The sequence below is a fragment of the Sphingomonas yunnanensis genome, from assembly GCF_019898765.1.
In the GTDB taxonomy this organism is placed as follows: domain Bacteria; phylum Pseudomonadota; class Alphaproteobacteria; order Sphingomonadales; family Sphingomonadaceae; genus Sphingomonas; species Sphingomonas yunnanensis.
Map to the genome: position 1 here is coordinate 1 of NZ_JAIOKB010000007.1, position 19,618 is coordinate 19,618.

Annotated in this window: 15 protein-coding genes; 5 read left to right on the plus strand and 10 right to left on the minus strand. The window is 71.1% G+C overall.

What is annotated here, in order from left to right; genetic code table 11:
* The first annotated feature begins 180 nt into the window (after nucleotides 1-180).
* Nucleotides 181-1,275 carry a LacI family DNA-binding transcriptional regulator gene (locus K7957_RS16635; RefSeq protein ID WP_223013400.1) on the plus strand — a complete coding sequence of 365 codons (1,095 nt, stop codon included), beginning with the start codon at nucleotides 181-183 and terminating at the stop codon, nucleotides 1,273-1,275.
* Between the two features lie 278 nt (nucleotides 1,276-1,553).
* On the opposite strand, the gene K7957_RS16640 is transcribed toward K7957_RS16635, so the two are convergent.
* From K7957_RS16640 to K7957_RS16660, 5 genes are all read right to left on the minus strand, one after another.
* Nucleotides 1,554-2,978 carry a sugar porter family MFS transporter gene (locus tag K7957_RS16640; protein WP_223013402.1) on the minus strand — a complete coding sequence of 475 codons (1,425 nt, stop codon included), beginning with the start codon at nucleotides 2,976-2,978 and terminating at the stop codon, nucleotides 1,554-1,556.
* A 30-nt stretch (nucleotides 2,979-3,008) separates the two neighbouring features.
* Nucleotides 3,009-3,869, minus strand: coding sequence for an SMP-30/gluconolactonase/LRE family protein (locus tag K7957_RS16645; protein ID WP_223013405.1), 861 nt, complete (start codon nucleotides 3,867-3,869; stop codon nucleotides 3,009-3,011).
* 1 nt (nucleotide 3,870) lies between these two features.
* Nucleotides 3,871-4,623 (minus strand): D-xylose 1-dehydrogenase, encoded by a 753-nt coding sequence (xylB, locus tag K7957_RS16650; RefSeq protein WP_343228440.1) that lies wholly within the window; start codon nucleotides 4,621-4,623, stop codon nucleotides 3,871-3,873.
* Complete coding sequence (locus K7957_RS16655) at nucleotides 4,620-5,753, minus strand: fumarylacetoacetate hydrolase family protein (RefSeq protein ID WP_223013409.1); 1,134 nt, start codon at nucleotides 5,751-5,753, stop codon at nucleotides 4,620-4,622. The genes xylB and K7957_RS16655 overlap by 4 nt, the downstream gene beginning before the upstream one ends.
* A gap of 113 nt (nucleotides 5,754-5,866) precedes the next feature.
* Nucleotides 5,867-7,924 carry a putative bifunctional diguanylate cyclase/phosphodiesterase gene (locus K7957_RS16660; protein ID WP_223013411.1) on the minus strand — a complete coding sequence of 686 codons (2,058 nt, stop codon included), beginning with the start codon at nucleotides 7,922-7,924 and terminating at the stop codon, nucleotides 5,867-5,869.
* A gap of 118 nt (nucleotides 7,925-8,042) precedes the next feature.
* On the opposite strand from K7957_RS16660, the gene K7957_RS16665 reads away from it, so the two are divergent.
* Nucleotides 8,043-9,842: a DUF885 domain-containing protein gene (locus tag K7957_RS16665; protein WP_223013413.1), complete on the plus strand. Its 1,800-nt coding sequence runs from the start codon at nucleotides 8,043-8,045 to the stop codon at nucleotides 9,840-9,842.
* Nucleotides 9,843-9,976: 134 nt separating this feature from the next.
* Here K7957_RS16665 and K7957_RS16670 read toward each other — a convergent pair whose 3' ends face one another.
* The 5 genes from K7957_RS16670 to K7957_RS16690 all read right to left on the minus strand — a co-directional run bounded on the left by K7957_RS16670 (nucleotide 9,977) and on the right by K7957_RS16690 (nucleotide 17,885).
* Nucleotides 9,977-13,288 (minus strand): trifunctional glycoside hydrolase family 18/polysaccharide deacetylase/glycosyltransferase family 2 protein, encoded by a 3,312-nt coding sequence (locus tag K7957_RS16670; protein ID WP_223013415.1) that lies wholly within the window; start codon nucleotides 13,286-13,288, stop codon nucleotides 9,977-9,979.
* Nucleotides 13,289-13,640: 352 nt separating this feature from the next.
* Nucleotides 13,641-16,283, minus strand: coding sequence for a bifunctional lysylphosphatidylglycerol flippase/synthetase MprF (mprF, locus tag K7957_RS16675; protein WP_223013417.1), 2,643 nt, complete (start codon nucleotides 16,281-16,283; stop codon nucleotides 13,641-13,643).
* Nucleotides 16,276-16,701, minus strand: a complete 426-nt coding sequence (locus tag K7957_RS16680) for a DUF2147 domain-containing protein (RefSeq protein WP_223013697.1) — start codon at nucleotides 16,699-16,701, stop codon at nucleotides 16,276-16,278. The genes mprF and K7957_RS16680 overlap by 8 nt, the downstream gene beginning before the upstream one ends.
* Before the next feature lie 101 nt (nucleotides 16,702-16,802).
* Nucleotides 16,803-17,546 carry a virulence factor gene (locus tag K7957_RS16685; protein WP_223013419.1) on the minus strand — a complete coding sequence of 248 codons (744 nt, stop codon included), beginning with the start codon at nucleotides 17,544-17,546 and terminating at the stop codon, nucleotides 16,803-16,805.
* 3 nt (nucleotides 17,547-17,549) lie between these two features.
* Complete coding sequence (locus K7957_RS16690) at nucleotides 17,550-17,885, minus strand: hypothetical protein (protein ID WP_223013421.1); 336 nt, start codon at nucleotides 17,883-17,885, stop codon at nucleotides 17,550-17,552.
* 145 nt (nucleotides 17,886-18,030) lie between these two features.
* Here K7957_RS16690 and K7957_RS16695 point away from each other — a divergent pair, with 145 nt between their 5' ends.
* Genes K7957_RS16695 through K7957_RS16705 form a run of 3 tightly spaced genes read left to right on the plus strand, consistent with a single transcriptional unit; the run spans nucleotide 18,031 to nucleotide 19,605 of the window.
* Complete coding sequence (locus K7957_RS16695) at nucleotides 18,031-18,552, plus strand: DUF1003 domain-containing protein (protein ID WP_223013423.1); 522 nt, start codon at nucleotides 18,031-18,033, stop codon at nucleotides 18,550-18,552.
* Nucleotides 18,549-18,908 (plus strand): PDZ domain-containing protein, encoded by a 360-nt coding sequence (locus K7957_RS16700; RefSeq protein WP_223013425.1) that lies wholly within the window; start codon nucleotides 18,549-18,551, stop codon nucleotides 18,906-18,908. Before K7957_RS16695 ends, K7957_RS16700 begins: the two co-directional genes overlap by 4 nt.
* A gap of 10 nt (nucleotides 18,909-18,918) precedes the next feature.
* The gene (locus K7957_RS16705) at nucleotides 18,919-19,605 is read left to right on the plus strand and encodes a winged helix-turn-helix domain-containing protein (protein ID WP_223013427.1); all 687 of its coding nucleotides are present in this window, start codon (nucleotides 18,919-18,921) and stop codon (nucleotides 19,603-19,605) included.
* Nucleotides 19,606-19,618: the final 13 nt, after the last annotated feature.

The window sequence follows — 19,618 nt, forward strand, 5'->3', positions numbered from 1 at the left end:
CGAGCCTGACCTATTGGATGTCGGTCAACGGCCGCTCGCTGCCCGCCGGCGCCACGCCACCCGAGCACGACCTCGCCTGGTACAAGGCGCAGCGGTTCGACTATGCGCCGGGTCATCCGGAGTGACGCCCCTTGCGGCGGTGACATACGCCGCCGTAACGTCCCGCGCGAAAGGATTTTCATGAAGGAAAGCCGCGGTTCGCGTCGTCAGCGCAATGCCCCCACGATCAGCGACGTCGCGCGTCACGCGGGCGTCTCGCCGATGACGGTGAGCCGGGTCATCAACGCCGAGAGCAACGTGCGCGCCGAGACGCGCCGCCGCGTGCAGGAGGCGATCGCGACGCTCCATTACGCGCCGTCCGCCGCGGCGCGGACTCTGGCGGGCGGCGAGGAGTTCCGCCTCGGCGTGCTCCACACGAACACCAGCCTGTTCTACTTCAGCGAGTTCCTGGTCGGCTGTCTCGATCAGGGCAGCCGCCAGAACTGCACGATCGTGATCGAGAAATGCGAGGAGGGCACCGAGCTGGCGGCGATCGAGCACCTGCTGCGCGGCCGGGTCGACGGCGTGCTGCTGCCACCGCCGCTCGGCGATTCCGCCACCGCGCTGGAGGCATTGCGCGCGCGCGACGTGCCGGTGGTGGCGGTCTCGACCGGGCGCGCGCCCGAGTGGGCGCTGTCGGTGAGCATCGACGATCGCAAGGCGGCCTACGAGATGACGCGCCACCTCGGCGCGCTCGGCCATCGTCGCATCGGCTTCATCACCGGTGCGGCCAACCAGACCGCGAGCGCCGAGCGGCTCGCCGGCTACCGCGACGCACTCGCCGAGATGGCGCTGGCCGCGGACGAGGAACTGGTCGCCGAGGGCTGGTTCACCTACCGCTCCGGGCTCGACGCCGCCGAGCAGCTGCTCGAGCTCGCCGAGGCGCCGAGCGCGGTCTTCGCCGCCAACGACGACATGGCCGCCGCGACCGTCGCGATCGCGCACCGCCGCGGGCTCGACGTGCCGGGGGACCTCACCGTCGTGGGGTTCGATGACTCAGCGCTGGCGACGACGATCTGGCCCGAGCTGACGACGATCCGTCAGCCGGTCAGCGCGATGGCACGCACCGCGGTGGACCTGCTCGCGCGCGAGATCCGCGCGCGCAAGACGAGCGACGCCGGCCTCGACCACCCGCACCTGCTGGCGGACTATCAGCTGGTCCGCCGCCAGTCCGACGCCGCACCGCGCCGTCGGCCCAACGCCGCACCACGGCGCGTGCGGGCGGGAGCGGTTTAGCTCAGGCCTCGTCCCCAGCACCCCTCTTCTCGCACCATTCGTGCTGAGGAGAAACTGAGCTTGTCGAGGTGCCGTCTCGAAGTACTTGGCGGAACGTCCGCGGCGGCGCTTCGCGACGAGGCTTCGACAAGCTCAGCTTCTCCTCAGCGCAGACGGGGACGAGTAGCGCACGACGAGCGAAGAGATAGCGGCACGAAAGCGGCCGGCCGCCCCCAGGGGCAACCGGCCGCTCTCACACCGATCTCGGCGCCGCCTGCGAAGGGGCGACGCCGAGTCGCTCACCCCACCATGTCCTCGAGCTCGCGCCCGCGCGTCTCGTGCACCATCTTGCGGACGAAGAAGAACGACACCGCCGCGAAGAAGGCATAGCCGGTGTAGGTCACCGCCAAGCCCGGCGAGACCGCCAGCGCCGGGAAGCTCACCGAGATCGCGGCATTGGCGATCCACTGCGCGAAGCCCGCGACCGCCAGCCCCGACCCGCGGATCTGGTTCGGGAACATCTCGCCCAGCATCACCCACATCACCGGGCCCCAGCTGGCGTTGAAGAAGATCACGTAGAGGTTGGCCGCCACCAGCGCGATCACGCCATTGTTGCCCGGCAGGCTCACCGCGCCCGCGGCGTCCGTCACCGCGGTGGAGAAAGCCCAGGCGACCACCGCCAGCGTCACCGCCATGCCGGCCGAGCCGACCAGCAGCAGTGGCTTGCGCCCGATCTTGTCGACCGTGAGGATCGTGAACAGGCACGCGCCGATCGACAGCACGCCCGACAGGATGTTGGTCTGCAGCGCATAATCCTCGGAGAAGCCGACCGCTTCCCACAGCGTCGCGCCGTAATAGAAGACGACGTTGATGCCGACGAGCTGCTGGAACACCGCCAGGCCGATGCCGGCCCAGACGATCGGGCGGATCTTGCCCGAGCCGCGGTCGACCAGATCGGACAGCTTGGGGCGGTGATGGTCGCCCGCGAGGCTGGCGCGGATCTCGCCGACCTTGCGGTCCGCCTCCGCGCGGCCGAACAGCCGGGTGAGCACCGCGTGCGCCCGGTCATCGTGACCCTTGGCGACGAGATAGCGCGGGCTCTCCGGGATGATCAGCAGCGCGAGCAGATAGACCAAAGCCGGGATCGCCTGCAGCCAGAACATCCAGCGCCACGCCGAGAAACCGAACCAGAAGTCGGCGGTCGACCCGCCGGCGTAGCGCGCCAGCGCGAAGTTGGCGACGAACGCGCCGGTGAGCCCGGTGATGATCATGATCTGCTGCACGCTCGACAGGCGCCCGCGCACCGCGGCGGGGGTCACCTCAGAGATATAGACCGGCGAGATCACGCTCGCGGCGCCGACGCCCAGACCGCCGATGATGCGCGCGAAGATGAAGATCGCCGAGGTCGAGGCCGCGCCGGCCAGCAGCGCGCTGAAGAGGAACAGCGCCGCCGACAGCATCATCACGCTGCGCCGCCCGATCCGATCGGCCAAGCGCCCCGCGCTGAACGCACCGATCGACGAGCCGATCAGGATCGCGCCGACGTTGACGCCGATCCCGAGCTTGCCGAGATCGAAGGCGGCCTCCAACCCCTTTTGGGTGCCGTTGATCACCCCCGAGTCATAGCCGAACATGAAACCGCCGATCGTCGCCACCGCCACGATCGCGGCGATGAAGCCCATGTTGACGCGACCCGCGTCACCCTCACCTAAAGCCGTTGCCATCCTCACCCGCTCCCACTCGTATCTTTTCCGTTATACTGTCGCCTCGACCGTCGCGACGCCGGCCACCCCCGGCTCGAACGCGAACAGGTCGCCCGCGAGCGGCTGGTCGGCGAGCGCCGCCGCGTCGAGCCCCTTGCGCGCCGTCGTCGCAAAAGCGGTGCGCAGCCCCGCGCCGCCGAACGCGATCTTGGTCACGTTGGCGCAGGGGAAGCGCACCGTCGTCATCAGTCTGCCCGTCGGGTCGTAGCGCCGCACGCCCCAGCCGCCGAACAGGCCGACCCACAGGCAATCTTCTGAGTCGAGCGTCGAGCCGTCGGGATAGCCGCCGCCGTCCTCGATCGTCACGTGGTGCTCGGGCGTGCCCAGCGTGCCGTCGTCGCGCAGCGGCACGCGCCAGATCGTCTTGCCCAGCGTGTCGGTGTGATACAGCGCGGTCGCGTCGGCGCTGATCGCAGGGCCGTTCGTGATCACCACCGGCGCGAGTCCGCTGTCGGCGCAGGCCTCGCCCGCGTGGCAGTAGAGGCGGCCGGTCTCGGCGCCCTCGTCGTCGTCCATCGAGCCGAACCACAGCCGCCCCGTCGCGTCGACCGCGGCGTCGTTGAGCCGGTTGCCGGTCAGATGCGTCTCGGGTGCGTGCAGCGGCGTGAACGTGCCGGCGGCAGGATCGAAGCGGTGCAGGCCAGTCTTCACGCCAGCGATCAGGTCGCCGCGTGCGCTCGGCAGCACCCAGCCGACCTGGTCGGGCGCGGTCCAGCGCTCGTGCGCGCCGGCGGCGGGATCGAAGCGGTGAACGTGGTGCTGCTTAATGTCGACGAACCACAGAGCGTCGCGCGCCCACACCGGCCCCTCGCCCAGCGTCGCGCCGACCCGCAGGACCGACCGCGGCACCATCTCAGCGCCAGCCCGCGTCGACGAAATAGTCGTGACCGGTGCACATCCGCGCGTCGTCCGAGGCGAGGAACAGCGCCAGCGCGGCGACGTCGGCGGGCTGGATCCGCCCGTCGAGACACTGCGCCGCGACGATCTCTGCCTCACCCTCGGGCGTGTACCATTGCTCCTGGCGCGGCGTCTGGACATTGCCGGGCACGATCGTCGTGACCCGGATGTTGTCGCGCCCGAGGTCGCGCGCCATGCTCCGCGTCATGCCCTCGATCGCGGCCTTGGCGGTCTGGTAGAGCACCAGGTCGGGCAGGCCGAGATGCCAGCTGATCGAACCGAAGTTGACGATCGAGCCCCCGCCCGCGCGCCTCATGTGCGCCACCGTCGCCTGCGCGACGAAGAAGAGGTGGCGCAGGTTGACCGCCATCCGCTCGTCCCAATAGGCCGGGGTCACCTCGGCGATGGTGTGACGGTCGTCGTTGGCGGCGTTGTTGATCAGCACGTCGAGGCCGCCCAGCGTCGCGGCGATCTCGTCCACCATCGCGGGCAGCGCGGCGACGTCGGTGAGGTCGCAGCCGCGGAACAGCGGGGCGCCCTCCAGCCTGGCGGCGAGCGCCTCCCCCGCGGCAGCGTTGACGTCGACGAAGGCCACCTTGGCGCCCTGGCGTGTGAACGCCTCGACCAGTCCGGCGCCGATCCCGGTAGCGCCGCCGGTGACCAGAACCTTCTTGTCGCGCAGCGACGGGTAGATCGCGCGGTGATTCACGCGGCAGTCCCCAGCAGCCCACGCGCCGCAAGGTTGCGGATCAGGCCGCCGATGCCGAGCTCCCATGGGGCGGCGTCCTTCGAGGTCACCACGCGGTTGGTCAGCCGGCCGAGCCGCTCGCTCTCGATCGTCACGCGATCGCCGACCTTGTGGGTGAAACCGCGGCCGGGCTCGTCGCGGTCCTGTACCGGCGCGAACAGGGTGCCGAGAAACAGCACGAAGCCGTCGGGATATTGGTGCTCGGAGAGCGTCTGGCGCACCAGGTCCAGCGGGTCGCGGCTGATCTCGGCCATGTTGCTCTTGCCGTCGAGCACATAGCCGTCCTCGCCCTCGATCCGCAGCCGCACCTCGGCGCCACGCACGTCGTCGATCGTGAAGCTGTCGTCGAACAGCCGCACCAGTGGGCCGAGCGAGCAGGACGCGTTATTGTCCTTGGCCTTGCCGAGCAGCAGCGCCGAGCGCCCCTCGAAGTCGCGGAGGTTAACGTCATTGCCGAGCGTCGCGCCCAGCGCGATGCCGCGGCTGTCGACCAGCAGCGCGACCTCCGGCTCGGGGTTGTTCCAGCTCGAGTCGGAGCGGATGCCGATCTCGGCGTCCGGCCCGACGGTGGCGAGCACCGGCGCCTTGGTGAACACCTCGGCATCGGGCCCGATCGCCACCTCGAGATACTGCGACCAGAGCCCGTCCTCGATCAGCGCCGCCTTGAGCGCCGCCGCCTCGGCGGTGCCGGGCACGACCGAACGGATCGAGCCGCCGACGCGCGATTCCAGCCGGCCGCGGATCTCGGCCGCGGCCGACCAGTCGCCGCGCGCGCGCTCCTCGATGACCCGCTCGATCGCCGACACCGCGAAAGTGACGCCGCACGCCTTGACGCATTGGAGATCGACCGGGCTGAGCAACGCGAGCCCGGCGGCGTCGAGCCCGCCGAGCGAGCGTCCGCCCGCGCCGGAGAAGTCACCGGCCTCGACCAGCATCGCCACGGTGGGTGCCACCGCCGACATGTCGAACGCCTCGCCGCGCACCACGAGCAGCGGGATCGGGCCTTCGGCGGTCGCCGCGCGGCCGATGAAGCGGCCTTCCTCCCAGTCAAGCGGCAGACTTGACGCGGTCGCGTCCTGTTCGAGCGCCATCACCCCTCCCCAACTCATCGGCTATCTTGATAGCGCTACCAACACGCTTGCGAGGGAAGTGTCAAGACGGTGCCCACGCGCCCCGGCGGGGCTCCGCGAAGCGGGCGTCGAGGCTAAGCGATCATTCCCGCATACGCGGCCGAACGCAAGACCGTTTCGAGGCGCTCGGGGCGGCCGAGCAGATAGCCCTGCACCTGCGGGAAGCCCCAGCGGCGCAGCAGGGCGAGCTGCTCCTCGGTCTCCACCCCCTCGGCCGTGACCGGCACGCCGAGGCTTTCCCCCAGCGCGGCGATACTGCGGACGATCGAGGCCGAGGGCGCGTGGTCGAGCATCGCCGAGACGAAGCTGCGATCGACCTTGAGCTTGTCGAAGCGGAAGTCGCGCAGATTGCCGAGCGAGGAATAGCCCGTCCCGAAATCGTCCATGACGATGCGCGCGCCGCGATCCTGCAACGCGCGCAGCGCCTCCAGCACCGCGTCGCGGCGATGACCGAGCAGCGTCGCGCTCTCGGTCACCTCGAACTCCAGTCGCTCGGGCGCGAGACCGTGGCGTTCCGCGAGCGCGAGCAGGTCGGCGGCGAGATCGGCCTGGCGGAACTGCACCGGAGACAGATTAAGTGCGACGATAGCGTGGTCGGGCCATCCCCGCGCCGCCGCCATCGCCTGTTCCGCCACCCACAGCCCGAGCGAGTCGATCCGTCCGCTCGACTCGGCCAGTGGGATGAACTGGTCGGGACGCACGTCGCCCAGCTCGGGGTGGCGCCAACGCAACAGCGCCTCATAACCGATGACGCGCAGCGTCCGCGCGTCGGCCATCGGCTGATAGACCAGTGACATCTCGCCGCGCTCGACCGCACCCTCGAGATCGCGCGACAGCCGCCAGCGCAGCCGCGTCTCTTCCTTCAGCGCCTCGTCGAAAAAGCGGGCGGTGTGGCGACCTTCCGATTTGGCACGATACATCGCCATATCGGCGAGATTGTACAGCTCCTCACGTGCCTGATCCGCGCCCGAGAGCGCGACGCCGACGCTCATCTGCACCGGCACCTCGTCGCCGGCGGTGGCATCGCAGGCGCGGAAGATCCGCATCAGCAGCGCCTCGGCGGCACGCGGCTGATCCGGAGCGACCTGGATGATCGCGAACTCGTCGCCGCCGAGCCGCGCCACCATGTCGCCCGACCGGACGCAGCCGGTCAGCAGCTCTGCGGCGTGGTTCAGCGCGCGGTCGCCGCCGGCATGGCCGAAGCGGTCGTTGACGGACTTGAAGTCGTCGAGATCGATCGCGAACACCGCGACACGCTGGCCAGTCCGCGTCGCACGCGCGAGGTCCTGCGCCAGCCGCTCCTCGAACAGCAGTCGGTTGGGCAGTGAGGTGAGCATGTCATGGTGCGCGAGGAACTCGATGCGCCGCTCGGCACGACGGCGCTGCTCCACCGCGTCGCGATACTCGCCCAACCCGCGCGCGAGGTCGCCGATCTCGTCGGCACGGTCGCACCCTGGAACGCGCATCTCACCGTCCGCGGTGCCGAACTGGCGCAGCTGGTCGGCGATCGCGACGATCGGGTGCAGCACCTGGCGCCGCAGCCATAGGAAGGAGGCGAGCAACAGCAGCAGCACGCCGAGCACGCCGAAGACGATGCGCGAGATGCTGGCATATAGCTCGCGCGAGCTGCGCGCCACTGCGGCGTCGATGCGGTCGACCAGCCGGCGCCGCGCCTCGGCGCGCTCGCGTTCCAGCAGGCGCAGCGCGGCGAGGAACTGCGGCATGTCGTGCGCGATCTGGCGCGGCTCGGCGCGCGCGTCGACGATCAGGTTCGCCGCCAGTCGCGCGAAGGCGATCGCCGCCGCGTCGCGCGCCGGACCGGCCGCAGCCGGCGCGCGGTAGCTCGCTCGGAAGGCGGCGAGCGTCTGCTCCACGCGCGTCCACTGCGCCGGGGTGACCTGGCGCGGCTGCTCGGCCGCGCGGGTCACCTCGCCGATCGCGAGCCGCAGCTGCTGCTGCGCGCGGTCCTGCGCGTCCTCGACGCGGAGCCGCTCGCTCAGCAGCCGCACCGACTGATTGGCGTGGCGCACGTCGCCCGCGACCATCCAGCCGGCGGCGAGCAGCAGCAGCACCACCGTCACGACGGTTCCGAACGCGGCAATCACACGGGTCGAGATCGAGGTCGGCAGCACAGCTCCTCCGGGGACAAGCACATTATACGTCAAGGCTTACTCAATGATGAGCGGCGCCGATCGCTTGCTTACCCCGCCTCGCCCCGTCACACACGCGGAGCATAGGGAGAAGCTCTTGATGAACAGGCGTGATTTCATCGGCGGGGCGGCCGCCGGTGCGGCCATCGCGGCGCTGCCGGCCGTGGCCGTGACTCCGGCCGGCGGCGACGCGGCGCTGCGCGCGACGCTCGACCGCTTCTTCTACGCACGGCTCGATGAGAGCCCCGAGCAGGCGACGCGGCTCGGCCTCGACAGCGGCGCGCGCGCGGGGCTCAAGCGCCGGCTCGACGACGGCTCGTCCGCCGGTCAGGCCCGCGCCCTGGTCCGCGCGAGACAGGAACTCGCCGAGCTTCGGCGCTTCGATCGCGCCGCGCTCTCGCCCGCGGCGCAGCTCGACCTCGACGTCGTCACCTATCAGCTCAGCCGCGCGATCGGCGGCAGCGAGCGCTTCCGCTACGGCGCGACGATGGGACGGTTTGCGCCCTATATCCTGAGCCAGCTCACCGGCGCCTATCGCGACGTGCCTGACTTCCTTGAGTCGCAGCACCGCGTCCGCGATGCCGCCGAGGCCGACGCCTATCTCGCGCGGGTCGAGGCGCTCGCCGGCGCGATCGAGGACGACACCGCGCGCCAGCGCGCCGACGCCGCGCGCGGCGTGTTCGCGCCCGACTATATCCTCGACACGACGCTCAAGCAGCTCGCCGCCTTCCGCGACCAGGCACCCGAGCAGACCGTGGCGGTAGTCTCCTTCACCGCCAAGCTCGCCGCGGCGGGGCTGCCGGCCGAGCGCGCCGCGCGGGCGCGCGCGCTGGTGGCGGAGAAGGTCTTCCCCGCGCTCGACCGCCAGCGCGCACTCGTCACCGAGCTGCGCGCGCGCGCCACGCACGACGCCGGCTGCTGGCGCCTGCCCGACGGCGACGCTTATTACGCGGCCGCGGCCGAGGCGGCGACCACGGTGCCGATCTCGGGCGACGAGATCCACCGGCTCGGCCTCGCCCAGGTCGAGGAGATGTCCGGCCGCATCGACGCGATCCTGAAGGCGCAGGGCATGACGCAGGGCAGCGTCGGCGAGCGGCTGGTCGCGCTCAACAAGCGCCCCGACCAGCTCTTCCCCAACACCGATCCCGGGCGCGAGGCGCTGCTGGCGCAACTCACCCGCCAGATCGCGGCGATGCAGAAGCGTCTGCCCGAAGCCTTCGCCTCACTGCCCAAGGCGCCGGTCGAGGTGCGGCGGGTGCCCGCCTCGATCCAGGCGGGCGCGCCGGGCGGCTATTATGAGAACGCCTCGCTCGACGGCTCCCGCCCCGCGATCTACTATATCAACCTGCGCGACACGTTCGATCGGCCCAAGTTCGGGCTCGCCACGCTGACGCATCACGAAGCGGTACCGGGACACCACCTCCAAGTGATGCTGGCGCTGGAGAGCGAGGACATCCCGCTGATCCGACGCCGCGGCTTCTTCTCGGGCTATTCGGAAGGTTGGGCGCTCTACGCCGAGCAGCTCGCCGACGAGATGGGCATGTACGAGGGCGATCCGCTCGGCCAGGTCGGCTATCTCCAGTCGCTGCTGTTCCGCGCCACGCGGCTGGTGGTGGACAGCGGCATGCACGCCAAGCGCTGGAGCCGCGAGCAAGCGACCGACTATCTGATCGCCACCACCGGCATCGCGCGCGGGCGAAGCCAGGGCGAGATCGATCGCTACACTGTCTGGCCCGGCCAGGCATGCAGCTACAAGATCGGCCACACCGTGTGGACCCGGCTGCGCGACGAGGCGAAGGCGAAGCCGGGGTTCGACCTGAAACGCTTCCACGAGGTGCTGCGGCTCGGCGCGATGCCGCTGACGGTGCTCGAGCGCGTGGTGCGCGAGCGCTTCTCGTAATTCACTGCCGTCATCCTGAGCTGGTCTCAGGATCCACCGTGCCGCGAACTGAGGCGTGCTGGCTCCAGCGGCACGGTGGATTCTGAAGCAAGTTCAGGAAGACGGCGGGTACGAGTAAATAGCGGCGCCTTGCCTCACGCCGCCCCCGCCGCGGTCACGCGGCCGCTGCGCTCGAGCTTGCCCCAGCCGACCAGCCAACCGCCGATCGCCGCCGCGATCGCGCGCAGCACCACCCAATACATGATCTGGCGATACACTAGCCGCTGCGCCACCAGCAGGTGCGCGGGATAGCGCGCGCGATGGCCGTCGAGGCGATAGGCGATCCAGCCGCACAGCACGTCGATCGCGGTGAAGGCGATCCAATAGAGCCCCATCCGTGCGACGTCGCCGCTGGTCTGCGCCCAACCGTGCTGCGCCACGCGGAGCGCGGTTCCGCCGATCGAGACGAGCAGCGCGAGGTCGATCAGCGGCGAGATCGCGGCGAATGCAATCTGGAACAGCCACGCCTGCGGCAGACCCACCAGCGCCAGTCCCGAGGGCTTGCGCGTGCGCAGCACCGCGCGGTGCTTCCACAGGCATTGCAGCGTGCCGAAGGCCCAGCGGAAGCGCTGCTTGGCGAGCGAGCGGAAGCTCTCGGGCGCCTCGGTCCAGGCGATCGCGCTCGGATCATAGGTCACCCGCCAGCCCGCGCGCTGGATCGCGATAGTGAGATCCTGGTCCTCCGCCAGCGTGTCCTCGGGATAACCGCCGACCGCGTCGAGCGCGGCGCGCCGCCAGGCGCCGACCGCGCCGGGTACCACCGTCATCGCGTCGAAGCCCGCGAGGGCGCGACGCTCGAGGTTCTGCGCGGTGATATATTCCACCGCCTGCCAGCGGGTGACGAGGTTGACGCGGTTGCCGACGCGCGCGTCACCCGCGACCGCGCCGATACGCTCGTCGGCGAACCAGCGCGCGAGGCGGCGGATCGTCGCCGGCTCGAACTGCGTGTCGGCGTCGAGCGCGATCACCACCTCGCCGGTCGCCGACAAGAGCGCGCGGTTGAGCGCCGCCGCTTTGCCGCCGTTGACCAAGGTGAGGAGCCGCACGCGCGGGTCGTTCGCGAAGGCGGCCTGGACCACCGCGCTGGTGCGGTCCTTCGATCCGTCATCGGCGACGATCACCTCGAGCTGGGGATAGTCGCTCGCCAGCACGCGCTCGATCGACGAGACGATCACGCGTTCCTCGTTATAGGCGGGAATCACCACCGAGACGCTGGGCGCGAATACCGGCGGCTCGGGCCGCTTGCGCCGCGCCTGCACCCAGGCGAGCCCCGCCAGCAGCACCGCGCGCGCGATGCCGAGCGAGATGGCGAGGTAGAACAGCCAGGCCAGCGCCGCCGCCAGCGCGGCGAGGACGACGAAGACCGCCACGTCGGTCCGCACCGCCCAGAGATCGCCCTCGGCCACCGGCGGCATCGCCTGCGCTGGGCTGGCGCCGACCAGCTGCGACGCGGTGACGAACGTATAGCCCTCGCCGCGCAGCTGGCGGATGATGCGCGGCAGCGCCGCCACGGTCTGGGACCGGTCACCGCCGCCGTCGTGGAGCAGGATGACGTTGCCCGACTTCTCCGGCGTGGCCGAGTGGACCTGATCGAGCACCTGCTGGACGATCGCGTCCTCGCCCGGCCGCTGCCAGTCGTTCGGGTCGACGTGGAGGCCGACCACCGTGTAGCCCGCCTGCTGCGCCTGCAGCGCGGGTTCGAGCTCGTCGGTCGTGGTCGGCTCGGCGTCACCGAAATAAGGCGCGCGGAACAGCGTCATCGAGCGGCCGGTATAGGCCTCCACCAGCCGCTGCGTGGCGTTGAGCTCGAGCGCGGTCTCGCGCGGCCCCAGCCGCGCCATGTTCGGGTGCGTGTAGCTGTGATTGCCGATCTCGTCGCCGTCGCGCACGATGCGGTTGAGCAGCGCGGGGTGCTGCAGCGCGTTGCCGCCGATCACGAAGAAGGTCGCGGGTACGCGCGCCGCCTCGAGCACGTCGAGGATGCGCGGCGTCCAGGTCGCGTCGGGACCGTCGTCGAAGGTCAGCGCGAGCTTCTTCGGGTCGGCGGCGCCGGCGCGGCGGACGACATAGGGGGTCGGCAGCGCGTCGTAGCGCTCGCGCCGGATCAGCCCCTGCGGGTCGGCCCAGAGCGTGCGCTGCCCCGGCGTCGGCGTCGCGGTGATGCGCAGGATCTCGCCCGAGCCCTCGATGTCGGTGTTGAGCAGCGAGGACGGGCGGCGCAGGTCGGGGCGGCCGCCCGTGCGCATCGCGACGAGGGCCGCCCAGAAGCCCTGGTCCTCGCTGCCCAGCCGCCACAGCGCGACGCCGCCGATGTTGAGCTGGCGCAGCACCTGCATCTCGTTCCAGCTGGTCGCGGCGTCGAGCATCCAGATGGTGTGGCGCTGGCCGTCCTCGTCATAGGCGAAATTGGCGTTTCCGCTCGCGGGATCGAAGCTGATCGGCGCCTCGCTGTCGTGCGCGGCGAGCCATGCCTCCTCGATCGACAGCGCGTCGGTCGAGTCCCCGTGCCAGTCATAGGCGTAGCTGCCGAGCGCGACGATCAGCTTGTCGGCCGGCACGACGCGGCGCGCCGCCTCGACCTCGCGGATGAACCAATCCTGGGCCGCGATCGGCCCCGCCGTGCCGCCCTCCCAATGCTGGTCATAGGCCATCAGGATGACCTTGTCGGTCGCCTGCGCGATGGCGGCGAGCGGCCAGCTGTCATCCTCGGCGGGCGCAGTCACCGCCAGTGTCGTGCCCTTCGGCATCGCGGCGTGGAGCGTGCGCAGGAAGGCGAGATAGGGGCGCATCGCGGTTTCGGGCAGCGACTCGAAGTCCATCACCAGGCCTCCGGCGCGGCGCTGCGCGACATAGGCCGCGAGCCGCTGCGCCAGCTCGTCCCGCGCGCGCGGGTCGGCGAGCAGCGCGGCGCTGCCCTTGCCGTCCCACTGCTCCTCACCGAGATTCTGCACCATCGGGAGCACCTTGGGCGCGTGCGGCAGCGCCGCGAGGCTGCGCTCGAAGGCGCCGTCGCGCTCCACGGTGACGCGATGCTGCGGCCCCGCGACGCTGATCAGCGCCGGCACGACCCAGTCGAGCGCGGCGGCGTTGCGGCGGAAGGAGGCGAGGCTGTCGTCGTTGCCCGGGACGTAGAAAGCGATGCTGAGCGGCGCGTCGCCCGCTCTCTTCGCCGCCGCGCGGCGGTGCGGCAGCCAGGCGGCGAGGCCGTGGCGGTGCTGCTCGCCGCGCGCGGCGGCGGCATGCGCGCGCGGTAGCGGCAGGCGCAGGTCGATCCCGCGCGGCACCGCCACCAGCGTGGTGGCGAATGCGATGGCCGCCGCGATCACCGCGATCAGCAGTGCCGCGATGACGCGCTTGGAGCGGCGGCTGCGGCGACCGGTGGGATCGAAGAAGACGGGGGCGGACATGGGCAGGCCTTCATGGGCGCGCGACGCGCGGGAACGATCGCCCCCTACCCAAGCCCGGATAATCGCCGCGTGGGCCGAGGCTTACAAGTTCGTCATGATCCAATTCGGCGGGGTCCCACGCCCGCCTCATGGTCGCCGTGCTAGCCTAAGATGCCCGAGCGATACCAGCGCCGGATCGCGGGCAATCGCGTCAACTCGCACCCGCAGCGCCGGCAGCGCGTGTGTGCGGCGCCGTTGCCGTCGATCGTCACGCGGCGATTCGGCAGGTGTCGGCCGGCGCGGCACTCCGCCGGCATCGGCTCGTCCCCTGCGCCGGCCTGCGCGCCACCGCTCGCACCCAGCCCGGCGGGTCTCACGACGACGCCAGGTTGAGCAGGGCGTCGACCGGGCGTGGCGGCGTCACCTGGAAGCGCGCCATCATCCCGCCCGCACGCGGCGCCGCGCTCGCCGCCGCGGACGGCTTGCCGACCAGCAGCGAGAGGTCGCGCAGCGCCTTGATCATCGCCAGTCCGCGCGGCGCGGCGATGTAGCGGGGCTCCCACTCGGGCGCGAACTTCTCTTTGTAGGTGCGCAATCCACGGAAGCCGTAGAAACGCTCGCCGTGGTGGAAGATCAGCGCCGCCGCGCGCGCCCAGGCGGGGGCGAGCCGCCGCCCGGCGATGCCGGAGAGCGGCGCGATGCCGAGCGAGAAGCGGCGGAAGCCGCGCTCGCGCGCCCAGTCGATCAGGTGCACGAACAGGAAGTCCATCGTCCCCGCCGGCATGTCGTCGCGGTGGCGCATCAGGTCGACCGAGGCCTCGCTCCGCCCCTCGGTGAGCCAGAGGTTGGCGAAGGCGACGATCTGGCCCGCGACGCAGACCAGCGCCACGTCGAAATGGCTGAGATAGTCGCGATCGAAGCGCCCGAGGCTGAAGCCCTTCTCATGGTGCCCCTTGGCGCGCATCCACTCGTCCGAGATGGCTTCGAGCTCGTCGATGATCACCGGCACCGCCGCGGCGGGAACGATGCGGAACTCGGCGCCCTTGCGCGCGGCGGCGCGCTCCGCCTTGCGCACCGAGCGCAGCCGCGGCACGTCGAGCGCGAAGGACGGCAGGTCGACGATCGCCTCTTCGCCGTATTTCACGATCTGCAGCCCCATGCCGATCGCGAGATCGAGCACCAGCCCGGTGACCTGATAGAGCAGCAGCCGGCCCTGCGCGCGGTCGGCGAGGTCGCGGATCCGCCACAGCAGCTCGCCCCAGGTCTCGGCCGGGCCGATCGGGTCGCCCATGATGATCCAGCTGGTGCCGCGCACCTGATACATCAACATCGCGCGCCCGTCCTCGGAGAGCAGGAAGCGCTTGTCACCGGTCAGCGCCAGCATCGCGTCGGTGCGCTCGGCGTTCGCGAGCACGCGCGTCACCGCGGCGGGATCGACGGGGACGTCGGGGACGCTGCGGGCGGGCCCGAGCAGCCGCCACAGGGCCACTGCCGCGAGCATCACCGCGACCGCCAGCGTGGCGCGCAGGAAACGCGGCGCATCGCCGTGCAGCGCGAAATGCCACCACAGATCGTCGTCGTACGGCACGTGGCGATAGGCGATCAGACCGGCCCAGGCGGCGACACCCACCGCCACGGCGACCGCCACCAGCCACGCGCCCGAGAGCGGTGCCTGCGTCAGCGCGGTGCGCCGATAGAAGGCGCCGCGGGTCCATTGCAGCAGCGCGGCGAGCGCGAGGCACACCGCGGCCTCCTCATAGTCGACCCCCTTCGCCAGCGAGAACACGGCACCGGCGAGCAGCAGCGCGCGCGTCGCGACGAAGGCGCCGTCGAGCCGGCGGTACAGACCAGGCGCGAGCAGCAGCAGCCCGGTGCCGACCAGGCTCGCGGCGACGTGGCTCGCCTCGATGAAGGGCAGCGGCAATAGTGCATGAAGCGCACCGATACGCGGCGCCAGCGCGGGCAGCGAGCCCGAGAGCAGCAGCATCGCACCGCCGGCGAAGCTGGCCGCGGCGAGCACCAGCGGTGCCACCTCGCTCGCCAGCGCGCTCGAGTCGCGCAGCAGCCGCGGCAGGCCGTGCTGACGGCGTCCCTCGTGCCACGCCAGCAGCGCCACGCCCAGCGCGAGCGGCAGCACGTAATAGGCCAGGCGATAGGCGATCAGCGCCGCCACCAGCGCGGTGCGGTCACCCGGCACCACCGCCAGCACCACCGCCTCGAACACGCCGATGCCGCCGGGGACATGAGTTATCAGCGCGACGACGATGCCGAGCGCATAGGCCAAGACGAAAGCGGGGAGCAGGGCGAGCGGCGCGTGCGGGATCAGCACGAACAGCGCGGCCGCGGCCGCGGCCGTGTCGACCAGCGCGATCGCGATCTGCGCCGCCGCCTGCGAGGCGCTCGGCAGCGGCAGCGTGAGTCGCCATATACGCAGCGGCCCGCGCGCCATGCCGCAGGCGACGACCAGCGCGACGACCCCGGCGAGCACCGCGGCACCGATCGCGTGCGCCGCGGCGGCGCTCAGCGTCACGTCCGCGAGCACGATCGGGCCGTCGCGCAGCGTCAGCGCCGCACACGCGACGGTAATGACACCGAGCCAGAAGGTCGCGCTGGCGATACCGACGACTCGCGCCACGTCCGGACCATCCAGCCCCGCGGCGGTATAGACGCGGTATCGCGCCGAGCCGCCGGTCAGCAGTCCCAACCCTAGATTGTGCGACAGCGTGTAGCTGGTGAAGGAGCCGAGCGCAGCGACTCGCCAAGGCAGCGGTCGCCCGATCACGCGCAGCGCCATCGCGTCGTAGAGCGTCAGCGCGAGATAGCTGAGCGCGGTGAAGCCGAGCGCCGCGGCGATCCGCGCGCCCGACAGTCCGTGGATCGCCGCGCGCACGTCCGCGAGCCGGATCTCGCGGGTGAGCCGCTCGACCGCGGCGAAGCCGAGCCCGAGCAGCAGCACCACCGCCGCCACGGTGACAGGGGTGCGATAGCGTTCGAGACGGGCGCGCAGCTCAGGCATGGGGCGGCTGCGCGACGCGGTGCCACAGCTGCGAGCGACACACGAGACCGTGGAGGATGCAGCCCTTCACGCGCAGACCGTCGCTGCCGACCGGCTCGATCTTCGAGTAGAAGCGCCGCCCCATGTCGGGGACGAAGACGGTGCCGACCCACCCACCCGAGGTCGGGCGGTAGTTCTCCAGCAGCTGGGTACCGATCAGCCCGGTGACGCCGCCCTCACGCGCGTCGGCCTGCGCCTCGGCACTGGCCCAGACGATCCAGCCGCACAGCCGGTCGCCGCAGGCGCCCGTCCGCACCGCCACCGATCCATAAGGGTTGAGCCACGTCCCCAGCGGGCTCGCGGTCGGCGCAGCCACCGCCGCGGCCGGGAGCGCGAACGCCGCCGCCACCGCGATCGTCGTCGCCAACACCCCGCGCATGCTTCTCACGTGTACAATCCCCTGCTCTGTTTGAGCGACCGTGTAGGACGGCGCGCATTGCGGGAGCTTCGTCGTCGACTGAATAATCGGTAATGTGGCGCTCAGCGGCCCTGGCGGACCGCCCGCCACACCGTCGCGCACAGCCGATCCGGGTCATGGTTGAGGTAATGGTCGCCGGGCAGCGCCACGGCGCGCACGTTGCGCTGGCGCCATAGCGGGCACAGGCTGTTCGCCTCGGTCGCACCATGGACGCAGAGCACGGGTACCCAGTCAACGCGGCGCGCGCTCGGCAGCGCGGCACGGTCGGGCGGTCCGTCGAACAGGCCGTTGGGGGTGGCGCGGAACAGCAAGGTGTTGCCGGGAACCGCGAGGATCAGCTGCGGCACGCGCGCGCGCAGCGGCAGTGGCAGCAGGCTCGCGCCATATTGCAGCATGTCGGCGCCGAACGATTGGCCGACCAGCAGCACCCGCTCTGCCCCCGGCAGCGCGAGCGCGCGGCGGGTCACCTCGGCGACCAGCGCGGCGGCTTCCGCAGGAGTGCGTCCCTCGCGGAAGGCGGTCAGCGAGTTGATCTCGAGGACGGGGATACCGTGCGCCGCCAGCGTACGCCCAATATGCGGGGTCATCCCGGCGTCGAAGCCGGAATCGCCCGAGAGCAGCACCGCCACCAGCCCGCGCTGCGCCGGAGAGGGCGCCCGTGCCGCCGGCACCAGCCGGTACATCGAGGCGTTATAGTAACCGAGCGAACCGAGATAGCCGAGCACCAGCAGCGCGATCCCGGCGAGCAGCGCCAGGGCGACGCCGAGCGGGTTGCGACGGCGCGGCGGCGCGGGGAAGTCAGTCATGGCTCAGGCACTCAGCGCGTAGGTGATGACGAAGCACGCCGCGGTGAGCAGCAGCATGGCGAGGATGAAGCAGGCGTCGGCGAGCTGCTCCATCAGGTGCAGCCGGCGGCGCGACGCGCCGCGCAGCGCCACGTAGGACGTCAGCGTCGCCACCAGGAACAGCAGCGAGTCGATCGCGAGCAGATCGTCCGCCACGCCGGCGCGCCGACCACCCGCGATGCCGAGATGGAGCAGGCCGATGCCGGTGAGGCACACGCCCACCATCGCCGAGGCGATCGGGCAGATCAGCCGGCAGATGCGCTCGTCCAGCGCGGCGCGCGGGGAAAGCGGCGGCTCCATGTCCTCCCCCCTGCCCGCCGCCGCCTGCCAGCGCGCTGACAAAAACATTAGCGATTCGTCATCTTATGCTCATCGCTCGAACAGCCCGGCGCGGGCACAAGAGGCTCGACGCCCCGCGCCGCGGCGTCAGCGGAGACCGTCGCGCATGGCCAGCCACCCCGTCCACGCTTTCGCCGCCCGGCTGCTCGGCAAGTCAGCGACGGCGCTGGACGCGGAGGAGCGCCGCGTCCTGACCAAGATCGAGGAGCGGCTGCCGATCTCGCGGGACGCCGGCGACGTCGACGAGGAGACAGCGACGCTCGGCGACCGGCTCGCCGACCGGGTCGCGGCGGTGGGCGGCTCCTGGGGCTTCATCCTGGCCTTCACGCTGCTGCTGGTCGGCTGGATGCTGCTCAACAGCGGCGTGCTGCCGCGGCTCGGCCACGCCTTCGACCCCTATCCCTACATTTTCCTCAACCTGATGCTGTCGACCCTGGCAGCGATCCAGGCGCCCGTGATCATGATGAGCCAGAATCGTCAGGCGGCGAAGGATCGGCTCGCAGCACGGCTCGACTATGAGGTGAACCTGCGCGCCGAGCTCGAGATCCTGCGGCTGCACGAGATGATCGAGCATGTCGTCACGGCGCGACTCGACGCACTGCTCGAGCACCGGCGGGAGGCGTCGTGACCCGGCTGCAACCGCTCGACCGCGCGGTGCTCGCCTCGGCGGTGCTCGCCGCGCTCGGCTCCGCGCTGGCGCTGCGCGGTGTCCACCAGCTCCATCACGCGCGCGGCGACTCGGTCGGCGCCACCTTCGTCTCCACCGCGCCCCCGCGCGGCGTATTGCCGATGGTGACCAGCCTGCGCGCGGGCGGCCCGGCGGAGCGTGCCGGCCTGCTGGTCGGCGACCTCGTCGAGAGGATCGACGGCCGCGCGCCCGCGACGCTTGCGGAAGTACAGCGCGAGATGGCAACACACCCGCTGGTGAAGCTGGTGGTGCGGCGCGGCGCGCGCGACCTGCCGATCGAGGTCCGCGGGCGATGAGAGGTACAGCGTGTCGCAGAAGATCCTGCTGATCGAGGACGATGCCACCACCGCCGACTTCGTCGCCAAGGGGCTGAGCGAGGAGGGCTTCGTGGTCGACCGCGCTGATAACGGGCGCGATGGCCTGTTCCACGCCACCGACGGCAGCTACGATTGCGTCGTGCTCGACCGCATGCTGCCCGGCATCGACGGCATGGCCGTGCTGGCGGCGATGCGCGGCGCCGGCATCGAGACGCCGGTGATCGTGCTCTCCGCGCTCGGCTCGCCCGAGGACAGGGTCAAAGGGCTCACCAACGGCTCCGACGACTACCTCGTCAAGCCGTTCGCCTTCGCCGAGCTGCTCGCGCGCATCCGGCTGCTGGTCCGTCGCGGCCGTAGCGCGCCGGCGGTGGAGACGGTGCTGCGCTGCGACGACCTCGAGGTCGACCTGCTCGCGCGCCGAGTCAGGCGCGCCGGCAAGACGATCGAGCTGCAGCCGCGCGAGTTCCGGCTGCTCGAGTTCATGCTGCGTCACGTCGAGCAGGTCGTCACCCGCACGATGCTGCTCGAGGGCGTGTGGGACTATCATTTCGACCCGGGCACCAACGTGATCGACGTGCATCTCAGCCGGCTGCGCAAGAAGGTCGACGAGGGCTTCGCGCGACCGCTGCTGCACACCGTGCGCGGTTCCGGCTACCGGCTCGGCGTGAACCCCTGAGATGCGCGCGCGC